This window comes from Streptomyces sp. NPDC047869, assembly GCF_040704065.1.
Lineage (GTDB): Bacteria > Actinomycetota > Actinomycetes > Streptomycetales > Streptomycetaceae > Streptomyces.
Genome location: NZ_JBEYRK010000024.1, coordinates 55976 through 68073, shown reverse-complemented (window position 1 = coordinate 68073; position 12098 = coordinate 55976). Strand labels below are relative to the sequence as shown.

The window sequence follows — 12098 nt, the reverse complement described above, 5'->3', positions numbered from 1 at the left end:
AGCGCTAGACTCGAAGTCAGTGAACAACTGTTACTACAACTGTTCACCGAAGGTTCACAAGCGAACAACACGAGGCAACTCGGAGGGGGGATCTCATCCCATGCTGTTCCTCGTCGCCGCACTCATGCTCCTCGGTGTCGTGCTGGGCACCGTCGCCCACGCGCCGCTGACCGTCACCGCCGCCGCGGCCGCCGTCATCGCCGTCTGGCTCGGCATCTTCGCGATCCGCGAGCGCCACGGCCGCCGCCGCCACACCTCGGCCAACTGACCGTCGGCCGACCGTCCGCACCGACTTCCTGGAGCTGAGCACCATGCAACTCACCGCACCGGCCTCGGGCCGCACGGAGAACCGCCCGCGCACGCGCGACGCCGACGGCATGGCCGTGGCGTCCTTCATCCTCGGCCTCCTCGGCCTGCTCGTCCTCAACGTCTTCCTCGGCCCGGTCGCCATCGTCCTGGCCGCCGTCGCCCTGTGGCGCGGCACGTCCCGCCGCGGACGCGCCTGGCTGGGCCTGAGCCTGGGCATCGCCGACCTGGCGGTCCTGGGCCTCGCGATGGACCTGTCCAACACGGTGTCCTGGAGCCTGTGAGGCGACCGGCGTGCCGCCGTCGCGGCCGGGGGCGCCGTGAGGGCGCCGTAGAATCGGCGTCACCATGGCTTACCTCGACCACGCCGCGACGACCCCGATGCTCCCGGAGGCGGCGGAGGCGCTGACCGCCCAGCTGAGCATCACGGGCAACGCCTCCTCCCTCCACGCGTCCGGCCGCATGGCCCGCCGTACCGTCGAGGAGTCCCGCGAGACCCTGGCGGAGGCGCTGGGTGCCCGCCCCAGCGAGGTGGTGTTCACCTCGGGCGGCACCGAGGCCGACAACCTCGCGGTGAAGGGCCTGTACTGGGCCCGCCGCGCCGCCGACCCGGCCCGCACCCGGGTCCTCGCCAGCCCCGTCGAGCACCACGCCGTCCTCGACGCCGTGCACTGGCTCGGTGAGCACGAGGGCGCCGTCGTCGAGTACCTCCCCGTCGACTCCCACGGCCGCGTCCACGCCGACGCACTGCGCGAGGCCATCGCCCGCGACCCCGGCAGCGTCGCCCTGGCCACCGTGATGTGGGCCAACAACGAGATCGGCACCGTCATGCCGGTCCGTGAACTGGCCGACGTCGCCGCCGAGTTCGACGTGCCGCTGCACGCCGACGCGGTCCAGGCCTTCGGTCAGGTCCCGGTCGGCTTCGCCGACTCCGGCCTCGCCGCGCTCACCGTGTCGGGCCACAAGATCGGCGGCCCTTACGGCATCGGCGCGCTGCTCCTCGGCCGCGAGTACACCCCGGTGCCCGTCCTGCACGGCGGCGGCCAGGAGCGCCATGTCCGCTCCGGCACCCTCGACGTGCCCGCCGTGGCCTCCTTCGCGGTGGCCGGCCGGCTCGCCGCCGAGCAGCGCGAGTGGTTCGCGCGGGAGATCGGCGCCCTGCGGGACCAGTTGGTGGACGCCGTCCGTACGGCCGTACCGGACGCGATCCTCGGCGGCGACCCCGCACCCGGTGGCCGGCTCCCGGCCAACGCGCACTTCACCTTCCCCGGCTGCGAGGGCGACTCCCTGCTGCTCCTGCTGGACGCCCAGGGCATCGAGTGCTCCACCGGCTCCGCCTGCACCGCGGGCGTCGCGCAGCCGAGCCACGTCCTGCTCGCCACCGGCACCGACCCGGACCTGGCGCGCGGCACCCTGCGCTTCTCCCTCGGGCACACCTCGACGGAGGCGGACGTGGAGGCGGTCGCCAAGGCCATCGGCCCCGCGGTGGAACGCGCGCGGGCGGCCGGGCTCAGCTGACGCGCGGGCCGCCGGGCTCAGCCGACGCACGGGCCGCCGCCGTGGGGCGCGCCGCCCGGCCCGGCGCACGCGAAAGACCTACGAAACAAGTTCCCTTCGCCGGCATTGTCCGGATCAGGTGCTGGGGGTCGCCTTCGGTCCAGTCCTTGCGACCTTCCGGCCTCTCAGTCCTAGCGTCGACGTCGGCCTCGGCGGAAGCCTCGTGCCTCTCGCAGAAGTCGGCTACGCCGCTGTAACTCCCTCACTCATCCCGTAGGCCTGCTCTCACCATAGAACTTCTCGTTTCGGACAAAAAGGGGCTGAACCTTGATTCTTTTCCAGGCCCTCATCTCGCCTGCCGCACCAGCCCCATGTAGCGCTTCCAGTCCCAGTGCGGCCCCGGATCCGTGTGATCCGTCCCCGGCACCTGCGCGTGCCCTATGACGTGCTCCCGGTCGACGGGTATGCCGTACCGCCCGCAGATCGCGGCCGTCAGCCGGGCCGACGCGGTGTACATCGCGTCCGTGAAGGAGGAGGCGTCCTCCACGAAGCCCTCGTGCTCGATGCCGACGCTGCGCTCGTTGTACTCCCGGTTGCCGGCGTGGAACGCCACGTCCAGCTCCCGTATGAGCTGGGTGACCCGTCCGTCCCTGCGCACGATGTAGTGCGCCGCGGCGCCGTGCGCCGGGTCCTGGAAGGCCCGTACGGCGCTCGAATAGCCGCCCTGCGTGACATGGACGACGACACGGTCGACGGCGTAGTCGTCCGGGCGGTCCGCGCGGCGGTAGTTCGCCGGGTCCGCCGCCGTCCAGCGCGCGCCCCGGAAGTCCACCGCCCCGGCCACCCGTGACTTCTCCACCCCTGGCAGCCGCCACCAGAGGTGGGACGGCTCCTCCCGGGCCAGCGCGGCCGTGCCCACGGCGGCCGCCAGCCCGCCGATGAACAGCGCCCGCCGCCCCGGCCGCCGGTCCGTGTCGGTCATGGTCCCCCCGCCTCGAGCCTGCCCCGCCCACTGTGATCCTCAACGGATGTCCGGCGGTCCCGGTTCCCGCGGCCCCGTACCCTGGAAGCGTTATGACTGAGACCCCGCAGCGCCCCCTCCGCGTCCTCGCCGCCATGTCCGGCGGCGTCGACTCCGCCGTCGCCGCCGCGCGTGCCGCGGAAGCCGGGCACGACGTCACCGGCGTCCACCTCGCGCTCTCCGCGAACCCGCAGTCCTTCCGCACCGGCGCGCGGGGCTGTTGCACCATCGAGGACTCGCGCGACGCCCGCCGCGCCGCCGACGTCATCGGAATCCCGTTCTACGTCTGGGACCTCGCCGAGCGCTTCCGTGAGGACGTCGTCGAGGACTTCATCGCCGAGTACGAGGCCGGCCGCACCCCCAACCCCTGCCTGCGCTGCAACGAGAAGATCAAGTTCGCCGCGCTGCTGGACAAGGCGCTCGCCCTCGGCTTCGACGCCGTCTGCACCGGCCACTACGCCCAGGTGATCACGCGCGAGGACGGCTCCCGCGAGCTGCACCGGGCGTCCGACATGGCCAAGGACCAGAGTTACGTCCTCGGCGTGCTGGACGAGCGGCAGCTCGCCCACGCGCTGTTCCCGCTCGGCGACACGGTCACCACCAAGGACGAGATCCGCGCCGAGGCCGAGCGCCGGGGCCTGGCCGTCGCCAAGAAGCCGGACTCGCACGACATCTGCTTCATCGCCGACGGCGACACCCAGGGCTTCCTGGCCGGCCGGCTCGGCAAGGCCGAAGGGGACATCGTCGACGAGTCCGGCGCGGTCGTCGGCTCCCACGACGGCGCCTACGGCTTCACCATCGGCCAGCGAAAGGGCCTGCGGCTCGGTACGCCGGCCCCCGACGGCAAGCCGCGCTACGTCCTCGACATCTCCCCGGTGAACAACACCGTGACCGTCGGCCCGGCCGCCGCCCTGGACGTCACCGCCCTGACGGCGGTCAAGCCGCGCTGGTGCGGCACCGCCCCGGCCGGCCCCGGCACCTACACCGCCCAGCTGCGCGCCCACGGCGGCGAGACCGAGGTGACGGCGGAACTCGTCGACTCCACCCTCGAGGTGTCGTTCACCGAGCCGGTCAGGGGCGTCGCCCCCGGCCAGGCGATCGTGCTGTACGACGGCACGCGCGTGGTCGGCTCGGCGACGATCGCGTCCACGGTGCGGGTGCAGGCTCCGGTGACCTGAGAACGCCCGTCCCGGGACGGGCCGCGCCTACTCCCAGTCCCAGGTCACGCCCACGTGCCCGGGCTGGATCTCGGGCTCCACGATGTGCACCGTGCCGTGCGCGTTCAGCGTGAGGTCGCCGAGGAACTCGGGCGGCGCCTGCACCGTGGGCCGCCCGAACCGCCGGCACCGCACCGGCAGCGCCGCCCGGTCGAAGGCGACCTGCAGCACGTAGGCGCCGCCCGCGTAGCTGAAGCCCCGGTGGTACTCGTTGCTCGGCTCGCCGGTGCCGTCCTCGAACCGGTACCGCATCATCGCCGTCTCACCCGTCGCGAGCCGCGCGTCGAAGAGCAGCTCCACGGCCACCATTCCGGCCTCCGGCGCCCGGCGCACCCGCCCCACCCGGCAGTTCTCCAGGCCCACCACCCGCATCCGTGCGGTGTCGCAGCCGATCTCGCCGCAGTGGATGGCGACGTAGCGGTCCATGCCCTCCCGGTGCGCCCGCACCACGTGCTCGGCCTCCCGGCTGGCCAGCCGGCGCTCTGCGTCGATCCGCACCCGCTCGTACTGCAGCACGGTGTGCAGCCCGCCGTCGCGCGGTGCCTCCAGCTCGGCGAGCAGCCGTTCCAGCGCCGAGTCCGGGCCGACCAGCATCCGGAACGGCCGGGCCACCGGCTGGTCGGCCGGCGTACGCGGTCCGAGCAGCCGGGTCAGGGCGTGCTCCGGCAGCTGCAGCACCTCCTCCAGCGCGGTCACCGCCCGCAGTGACTCGGGCCGGTCAGGCCGGCGGACGCCGCGCTGCCAGTAACTCAGGCTGGTGACGCCCACGCTGACTCCGCGTTGCTCCAGCCGGTGCCGCACCCGGTGCAGCGCCAGCCCGCGGGCCGACAGCGCCGCCCGCAGGGCCACGGCGAAGGGGCCGGTCCGCAGCGCCTCGGCGAGCCGTGCCTCCGCGTCCGATCCGTCGGGCTGTGCTTTCACCAAGGGAGCCTCCCTCCGCTCCGTCGTGAATGTTCACTTCCCGGACCGCGGCCGGGCCGAGGGCGCCGCGATGCTACCAGTGGTAAATGCCCCGTGTTCACACTTGTCCGCAGTCTGTTCACACCGGCGCCCGCACCGGGACGACGGGCGTTGACCATGCACCGTCACTCCTCGATGCTCATCCGCAAGCGTCCGGACGCGCTGCTTCCGCCCCAGCCCCGACCTCTCATCAGGGAGGACCGCTCCATGTCTCCCACCGTTCTCCGCCCGGCGCGCCCACCCGGCAGGCGCGTACTGGCCGTCGCGGGCTGTCTGTTCGCCACCGCCCTCTCGCTCACCACGGCGACCGGTGCCGCTGCCGCCGGTACGACAACCGCCGCGGCCGGCGCCGACCAGCTGGACATCGACATGCAGGCCCAGCAGAAGAGCAACTGGTGCTCTCGCCCTCACCGGGCGACGGCGAACCGAAGACCCCGGAACGCGGTGACCTGGCCCCACCGTGTTCCGAGGGGTGCGCGTACGACGACGGCCCCACACGTCGCCGGCACGCACCCAGGGGTGGGTCCGGGGAACGGCCCCCACGGGGCCCGGACCCACCCCGAAGGCAGGGCCCGGACGGCCCTCACAGGGCTCCGGTCATCCGGGAGGCGTCCCCCCACAGGGCGCGGTTCCCGCCCGGAGGATGAGTCCGGGAGGCGGCCCTCAAGGCCGTCCGGGCCAGCTTTGCCGGGCGGGCCGGGGCAAGTGCCCCTGGCCCGCAGGCTGCCGGTCGCGGGAGCCGGGTCCCGGACGGCGTCCTCCCCAGGGGACGCCGGTCGTCCGGGAGGCGTTCCCCTCACGGGACGCCGTTCCCGCCCGCACGGCGCGGGTCAGGCTCGGCGGGTGAGTCCGGGAGGCGGCCCTTGCTCCGCCCGGGCCCACCCCGAGTGATCGGCCGGCTGCAACCCCACCGCAGCGGGCCGGTCGCGGGAGCCGGGTCCCGGACGGCGTCCTCCCCACGGGACGCCGGTCGTCCGGGAGGCGTTCCCCCACGGGACGCCGTTCCCGCCCGCAGGGCGCGGGTCAGGCTCGGCGGGTGAGTCCGGGAGGCGGCCCTTGCTCCGCCCGAGCCCACCCCGAGGGCGGGCCGGGGTGGCGCGTCCCCCCACGCAGGGTCCCGGTCCCGCACGGAGGGGAGCGAGGCCGGGGGCGACCCTGACGCTGCCCGGACCCACCTCGGGGGATGGGTCCGGGCAGTGACCCCTAGGACGAGGACGGGTCCGGAGCACCGCCCCACCGGGCCGGGCCCGTCCTCACCCGACCGGTCAGCCGGTGAAGAACTCCGCCAGGACCGGGGCCAGTACCTCGGGCTCCACCGCGTGGGTCTGGCCCTCCAGGGCGCGGTACGTGCCCCGCGGCACGGCCCGGGCCACCGTCCCGGCCGCCTCGCGCAGCCAGCCGGGGCTCGCCCCGCCCGCCACCGACAGGACCGGCACGGAGACCGCGGCCAGCCGCTCCCGGGGCAGCAGTCCGTCACCCAGGACCGCGTCGTCGTACGCCAGACTGGGCGCGACGGACTCCATGCCGGCCCACATCGGTGACTCGCGCGCGCTGCGGATCGTCTCCTCGCCGAGACCCGTCAGCCGCAGGAACAGTTCCACCGCGTCCCCGCGCCGGCCGGCCGAGAGCGCCTCCCGCAGACGCTCGGTGTACGCCCGCTTCCCGGCCCCGCCGTCCAGGAAGTCGGCGAAGGGCACCTCGTACACGGCGGCCTGACGGACCGGCAGGCCGCTCGCCGCCGCCTCGAGCACCAGCGCGCCGCCCGAGGAGACCCCGAACAGACCCGCCGCGCCACCCACCGCGTCGACCAGCGCGGCCAGGTCCTCGACCTCGCGCTCCACCGAGTACGGCGCCGTGTCACCGCTCTCGCCGCGGCCCCGGCGGTCGTAGACCACGGCCGTGCAGTCGCCGGCGAGCCGGTGCGCCAGGGGCGCCACGGTGCCGCCGGTGGACATCGCGCCGCTCACCAGGATCACCGTCGGCCCCCGGCCGATCACTTGGTACGCGAGGGAGGTGCCGTCGCGGGAAGTCGTCTTCTTGTCCATGCCCGTGCAGACTGCCGCACGGCGCGGGACTCACCGGTCACGACACGTCGGTGTCGGGGAGAGTCACGCCTCTTCGACCTCTTCCACCTCGTAGAAGCACATGTGGTCCTTGATCGCGGCCACGTCCGGCTTCGGGTCCGGGTACGCCCAGACCAGGTCGGGCGCGCCCGGCAGCGACCAGTAGGAGGCGGTGCCCTTGAAGGGGCAGACGGTGTGGGTGCCGGACGGCGTCAGCAGATCCAGCCGGACGTCCTCGGCGGGAATGTAGTACCGCACCGGACAGCCCGTCTCGCGCAGCAGCAGGGGACGGCCGGTCTCCGCCAGCACCTGGCCGCCGTGCACCGCCCGCACGCGCCGCTCGCCCTGTTCGATGGTGATCGTGTGTCCTCGGGTCATACCAGGACAGCGCCGGCGGGCCCGGACTTCTTCCCGCGTACGGTGGACGGCATGAACATCTGCGTCTTCCTCTCCGCCGCCGACCTCGACGAGCGTTACACCCGGCCCGCGCGCGAGTTCGCGGAACTGCTCGGCAAGGCCGGCCACACCCTGGTCTGGGGCGGCTCCAACGTCGGCCTGATGAAGGTCGTCGCCGACGGGGTGCAGGATGCGGGCGGAAGGCTGCTGGGCGTCTCCGTGGAGTTCCTGGCGGCGAACGCACGCCCCGGCGCCGACGAGATGGTGATCGCCGCCGACCTCGCCGAGCGCAAGAGGCTGCTGCTGGAGAAGGCCGACGCGGTGGTGATCATGGTGGGCGGTACCGGCACCCTGGACGAGGCCACCGAGATCCTGGAGCTGAAGAAGCACGGCCGCACCGACAAGCCGGTGGTGCTGCTGAACACGGCCGGTTTCTACGACGGGCTCCAGCAGCAGTTCCGCCGCATGGACGCGGAGGGCTTCCTGCCCCGCCCGCTCGCCGAGCTGATGTTCTTCGCCGAGGAGCCGGCGGCCGCTCTGGCCCACCTCGAGGAGTCACTGGCGGCCGGCTGATGCGAGCATGGCGGACATGGCTACTCATGTGATCACCGGGGCAGGTTCCGGCATCGGCGCGGCCGTCGCCCGCCGGCTGCACGCGCGCGGGGACGAAGTCGTCCTGCACGCGCGCGACGCGGGCCGCGCCAAGGAACTGGCGGCCGAGTTCCCCGGGGCGCGCACCCTGGTGGGCGACCTCGCCGATCCCGACAAGCTCTCCTGGGCCTTCTCCCACCAGACGCTCCCGGAGCGGGTCGACTCGCTCCTGCACATCGCCGGAGTGGTCGACCTCGGCGAGGTCGGCGAGCTGACCCCCAAGTCCTGGCGCCACCAGCTCAACGTCAACCTGATCGCTCCCGCCGAGCTGACCCGGCACTTCCTGCCCCAGCTCCGCGCCGCCCGCGGCCATGTGATCTTCGTCAACTCCGGGTCCGGCCTGAACGCCCACGCGGGCTGGTCGGCGTACGCCGCCTCCAAGCACGGTCTGAAGGCGCTGGCCGACTCCCTGCGCCAGGAGGAGCACGGCAACGGCGTCCGCGTCACCTCCGTCTACCCCGGGCGTACGGCCAGCCCCATGCAGGCCAAGGTGCACCACCAGGAGGGCAAGGAGTACGAGGCCTCGCGGTGGATCGACCCCGAGTCGGTGGCGACCATCATCCTCACCGCCCTGGATCTGCCGAGGGACGCGGAGATCAACGACCTGACGGTGCGCCCGGGCCGCTGACCGCCGGTCACCCGGGGGCGCGAAGGCTACGTAGGCTTCACCCCGTGGACGACAACATTCGCTTCGGTGGGGCCACCGGGATCGGGTCGATGCCCGGCGGGGACGCCCGGGAGGCCGCCAGGACCGTCACCGGCAGCTTCGAGGACTTTCCGTTCCTGCCCGAGCTGCCCGCGCGCGGGCCCGGCGCGGACATGATCGGGCGCACCGCCGGGCTGCTGGTCGAGCTGTACGCGCGCGTGGAGCCCAGCGGCTGGCGGCTCGGCGACCGGCCCGGCCGGGACACCAAGCGGGCCCGGTCATGGCTCGGTGAGGACCTCGACGCGCTGGAGGAGTTCACCCAGGGCCACGAGGGCGACCTCAAGGTGCAGGCCGTCGGGCCCTGGACCCTGGCCGCCGCCCTGGAGCTGAGGAACGGGGAGGCCGCGCTGTCGGACCCGGGCGCCTGCCGCGACCTCGCCGCCTCGCTGGCGGAGGGGCTGCGGCTGCACCTCGCCGAGGTGCGGCGCCGCGTCCCCGGCGCCCGCCTCGTGCTCCAGCTCGACGAGCCCTCGATCACCGCCGTACTGCGCGGGCAGGTGCGGACCGCCAGCGGCTACCGCACCCACCGGGCCGTGGACCGGCAGCTGGTCGAGGCCACGCTCCGGGACGTGATCGCGGTGCACGACGACGGCCCGGTCGCCGTCCACTCCTGCGCCCCCGACGTGCCGTTCGCCCTGCTGCGCCGGGCCGGCGCCGACGCCGTCTCCTTCGACTTCTCACTCCTCACCGAACGTGACGACGACGCCATCGGCGAGGCCGTGGAGGCCGGCATCCGCCTGTTCGCCGGTGTCGTGCCGGGCACGGACGGCCCATTGTCAGACCCTGCCGGTAGCGTCATGGGTGTCAGGACGCTGTGGCGCAGGCTGGGGCTGCGTCCCGGGCTGCTCGCGGAGGCGGTCACGGTGACCCCGGCATGCGGTCTCGCGGGCGCTTCTCCCGCGTACGCACGCCAGGTGCTCGCCCACTGCGTCCGGGCGGCGAGATCCCTCGCGGACAACCCAGAGTAACGGGAGGACGACACGGTGGCCGGCGACAAGCAGCAGGCGGAGACGGCAGTGCCCGCCGAGGCACGGGAGAAGCACGCGCAGCTCGCTGAGCAGATCGAGGAGCACCGCTTCCGGTACTACGTGAAGGACGCCCCGGTCGTCAGCGACGCGGAGTTCGACCAGCTCCTGAAGAGCCTGGAGGCACTGGAGGGGCGCTACCCGGAGCTGCGCACGCCGGACTCGCCGACCCAGAAGGTCGCCGGGTCCTACGCGACGGAGTTCACCGCGGTCGAGCACCGCGAGCGGATGCTGTCCCTGGACAACACCTTCAACGACGACGAGCTGGCCGCCTGGGCCGACCGCATCGCCAGGGAACTTGGCGAGCAGGAGTACCACTTCCTGTGCGAGCTGAAGGTCGACGGCCTCGCCGTCAACCTCACCTACGAGAACGGCCGCCTCACGCGCGCGGCGACCCGCGGCGACGGCCGCACCGGCGAGGACATCACACCCAACGTCCGCACGATCGCGGACATCCCGGACCGTCTCAAGGGCGACGACGTCCCCGCTCTGGTGGAGATCCGCGGCGAGGTCTACTTCCCGATGGAGAAGTTCCTCGAACTCAACGAGCGCCTGGTCGCGGCCGGGGACAAGCCCTTCGCCAACCCCCGCAACGCCGCCGCCGGTTCGCTGCGTCAGAAGGACCCGCGCGTCACCGCCACCCGCCCGCTGCACATGGTCGTCCACGGCATCGGCGCCCTGGAGGGCTTCACGGGCATGACCCGTCTCTCCCAGGCCTACGACCTGCTGAAGACCTGGGGGCTGCCCACCTCCCGGCACAACCGGGTGGTCGACGACCTCGACGGAGTACGGGAGTTCATCGCCCACTACGGCGAGAACCGGCACTCCGTGGAACACGAGATCGACGGTGTGGTCGTCAAGCTGGACGAGATGCGCCTCCAGGGGCGTCTCGGCTCCACCGCGCGGGCGCCGCGCTGGGCGATCGCCTACAAGTACGCCCCGGAAGAGGTCAACACCAAGCTCGTCGACATCAAGGTGGGCGTCGGCCGCACGGGGCGTGTCACGCCGTACGCCCAGGTCGAGCCGGTCACCGTCGCGGGCAGCGAGGTCGAGTTCGCCACCCTGCACAACCAGGAGGTCGTCAAGGCCAAGGGCGTACTCATCGGCGACACCGTCGTCCTGCGCAAGGCCGGTGACGTCATCCCCGAGATTCTCGGCCCGGTGGCCGACCTGCGGGACGGCAGCGAGCGGGAGTTCGTGATGCCGGGCGAGTGCCCGGAGTGCGGCACCCCGCTGCGGCCCATGAAGGAGGGCGACATCGACCTCCGCTGCCCCAACGCCCGTACCTGCCCTGCCCAGTTGCGCGGGCGCGTGTCCTACCTCGCGGGCCGCGAGTGCCTGGACATCGAGCACTTCGGCGACGTGGCCGCCGCCGCGCTCACCCAGCCGCTGGAGCCGTCCGACCCGCCGCTGGTCGACGAGGGCGACCTGTTCGACCTGACGGTGGAGAAGCTGCTGCCCATCCGGGCCTACGTGCTGGACCCGGACAGCGGCCTGCCCAAGAGGGACCCCAAGACCGGCGAGGACAAGGTCGTCGCGGTGTTCGCCAACCAGAAGGGCGAACCGAAGAAGAACACGCTGACGCTGCTGGAGAACATCGAGGCGGCGAAGTCCCGTCCCCTCGCCCGCTTCCTGAACGGGCTCTCCATCCGGCACGTCGGCCCGGTCGCGGCACAGGCCCTCGCGCGCGAGTTCCGCTCGATCGACCGAATCGAACAGGCCACCCAGGAAGAGCTGGCCACCACCGACGGCGTCGGCCCCATCATCGCCGCCGCCCTCAAGGAGTGGTTCGCCGAGGACTGGCACCGCGAGATCGTCCGCAAGTGGAAGGCCGCCGGGGTCCCGCTGGAGGACGAGTCGTCCGGCGAGGACGAGGGCCCGCGTCCGTTGGAGGGGCTCACCGTCGTCGTCACCGGCACGCTGGAGAACTTCACCCGGGACGGTGCCAAGGAGGCACTGCAGAGCCGCGGTGCCAAGGTGACCGGTTCGGTCTCGAAGAAGACCTCGTTCGTGGTCGTCGGCGACAACCCGGGATCGAAGTACGACAAGGCGATGCAGCTCAAGGTTCCCGTGCTGAACGAGGCCGGTTTCGGCGTCCTGTTGGAGCAGGGACCCGAAGCGGCGGCCGAAGTGGCGCTTCCGACCGAGGAGTAGCGGTTGAAGGCCGCCCGATCGGTGCATATCAGATGCATACGGGTGGCCCGGGCGCATTCGGGCAACCGTTGACGACCGCTGCCCCAGGAAGCCTTCCGCGGC

Annotated in this window: 12 protein-coding genes and 1 riboswitch; of the genes, 8 read left to right on the top strand and 4 right to left on the bottom strand. The window is 72.9% G+C overall.

What is annotated here, in order from left to right:
- Positions 1-100: 100 nt before the first annotated feature.
- The 3 genes from AB0924_RS27100 to AB0924_RS27090 all read left to right on the top strand — a co-directional run bounded on the left by AB0924_RS27100 (position 101) and on the right by AB0924_RS27090 (position 1824).
- A complete protein-coding gene (locus AB0924_RS27100) occupies positions 101-268 on the top strand; it encodes a hypothetical protein (RefSeq protein ID WP_199212098.1) in 168 nt (55 codons plus the stop codon).
- A 43-nt stretch (positions 269-311) separates the two neighbouring features.
- Positions 312-590, top strand: a complete 279-nt coding sequence (locus AB0924_RS27095; RefSeq protein WP_358935593.1) for a DUF4190 domain-containing protein — start codon at positions 312-314, stop codon at positions 588-590.
- Positions 591-654: 64 nt separating this feature from the next.
- Positions 655-1824, top strand: a complete 1170-nt coding sequence (locus tag AB0924_RS27090) for a cysteine desulfurase family protein (RefSeq protein WP_358935595.1) — start codon at positions 655-657, stop codon at positions 1822-1824.
- A 74-nt stretch (positions 1825-1898) separates the two neighbouring features.
- Positions 1899-2077, bottom strand: a riboswitch (TPP riboswitch).
- A 72-nt stretch (positions 2078-2149) separates the two neighbouring features.
- On the opposite strand, the gene AB0924_RS27085 is transcribed toward AB0924_RS27090, so the two are convergent.
- Positions 2150-2785 carry an N-acetylmuramoyl-L-alanine amidase gene (locus AB0924_RS27085; protein WP_366912768.1) on the bottom strand — a complete coding sequence of 212 codons (636 nt, stop codon included), beginning with the start codon at positions 2783-2785 and terminating at the stop codon, positions 2150-2152.
- A gap of 92 nt (positions 2786-2877) precedes the next feature.
- Here AB0924_RS27085 and mnmA point away from each other — a divergent pair, with 92 nt between their 5' ends.
- The gene (gene mnmA, locus AB0924_RS27080; protein ID WP_366912767.1) at positions 2878-4002 is read left to right on the top strand and encodes a tRNA 2-thiouridine(34) synthase MnmA; all 1125 of its coding nucleotides are present in this window, start codon (positions 2878-2880) and stop codon (positions 4000-4002) included.
- Positions 4003-4029: 27 nt separating this feature from the next.
- Here mnmA and AB0924_RS27075 read toward each other — a convergent pair whose 3' ends face one another.
- The 3 genes from AB0924_RS27075 to AB0924_RS27065 form a co-directional block, all read right to left on the bottom strand.
- Positions 4030-4965, bottom strand: coding sequence for a hypothetical protein (locus AB0924_RS27075; protein WP_366912766.1), 936 nt, complete (start codon positions 4963-4965; stop codon positions 4030-4032).
- Positions 4966-6266: 1301 nt separating this feature from the next.
- Positions 6267-7046, bottom strand: a complete 780-nt coding sequence (locus tag AB0924_RS27070) for an alpha/beta hydrolase (protein WP_366912765.1) — start codon at positions 7044-7046, stop codon at positions 6267-6269.
- Positions 7047-7109: 63 nt separating this feature from the next.
- Positions 7110-7442, bottom strand: a complete 333-nt coding sequence (locus tag AB0924_RS27065; RefSeq protein WP_366912764.1) for a DUF427 domain-containing protein — start codon at positions 7440-7442, stop codon at positions 7110-7112.
- A gap of 51 nt (positions 7443-7493) precedes the next feature.
- Between AB0924_RS27065 and AB0924_RS27060 the strand changes: the two genes are divergently transcribed.
- The 4 genes from AB0924_RS27060 to ligA are packed head-to-tail and all read left to right on the top strand — an operon-like array spanning position 7494 to position 11996.
- Positions 7494-8033 (top strand): TIGR00730 family Rossman fold protein, encoded by a 540-nt coding sequence (locus tag AB0924_RS27060; RefSeq protein ID WP_358935607.1) that lies wholly within the window; start codon positions 7494-7496, stop codon positions 8031-8033.
- A gap of 7 nt (positions 8034-8040) precedes the next feature.
- Positions 8041-8739: an SDR family oxidoreductase gene (locus AB0924_RS27055; protein WP_358935609.1), complete on the top strand. Its 699-nt coding sequence runs from the start codon at positions 8041-8043 to the stop codon at positions 8737-8739.
- A 44-nt stretch (positions 8740-8783) separates the two neighbouring features.
- Positions 8784-9785, top strand: coding sequence for a methionine synthase (locus tag AB0924_RS27050; protein ID WP_358935611.1), 1002 nt, complete (start codon positions 8784-8786; stop codon positions 9783-9785).
- Positions 9786-9800: 15 nt separating this feature from the next.
- Positions 9801-11996 carry an NAD-dependent DNA ligase LigA gene (ligA, locus tag AB0924_RS27045; protein ID WP_366912763.1) on the top strand — a complete coding sequence of 732 codons (2196 nt, stop codon included), beginning with the start codon at positions 9801-9803 and terminating at the stop codon, positions 11994-11996.
- The last annotated feature ends 102 nt before the right edge of the window (positions 11997-12098 follow it).

What these genes read in the sequence shown, in the direction of transcription:
- AB0924_RS27100 (WP_199212098.1), top strand. Translation starts at nt 101, where the DNA reads ATGCTGTTCCTCGTCGCCGCACTCATGCTCCTCGGTGTCGTGCTGGGC.
- AB0924_RS27095 (WP_358935593.1), top strand. Translation starts at nt 312, where the DNA reads ATGCAACTCACCGCACCGGCCTCGGGCCGCACGGAGAACCGCCCGCGC.
- AB0924_RS27090 (WP_358935595.1), top strand. Translation starts at nt 655, where the DNA reads ATGGCTTACCTCGACCACGCCGCGACGACCCCGATGCTCCCGGAGGCG.
- AB0924_RS27085 (WP_366912768.1), bottom strand. Translation starts at nt 2,785, where the DNA reads ATGACCGACACGGACCGGCGGCCGGGGCGGCGGGCGCTGTTCATCGGC.
- mnmA (WP_366912767.1), top strand. Translation starts at nt 2,878, where the DNA reads ATGACTGAGACCCCGCAGCGCCCCCTCCGCGTCCTCGCCGCCATGTCC.
- AB0924_RS27070 (WP_366912765.1), bottom strand. Translation starts at nt 7,046, where the DNA reads ATGGACAAGAAGACGACTTCCCGCGACGGCACCTCCCTCGCGTACCAA.
- AB0924_RS27065 (WP_366912764.1), bottom strand. Translation starts at nt 7,442, where the DNA reads ATGACCCGAGGACACACGATCACCATCGAACAGGGCGAGCGGCGCGTG.
- AB0924_RS27060 (WP_358935607.1), top strand. Translation starts at nt 7,494, where the DNA reads ATGAACATCTGCGTCTTCCTCTCCGCCGCCGACCTCGACGAGCGTTAC.
- AB0924_RS27055 (WP_358935609.1), top strand. Translation starts at nt 8,041, where the DNA reads ATGGCGGACATGGCTACTCATGTGATCACCGGGGCAGGTTCCGGCATC.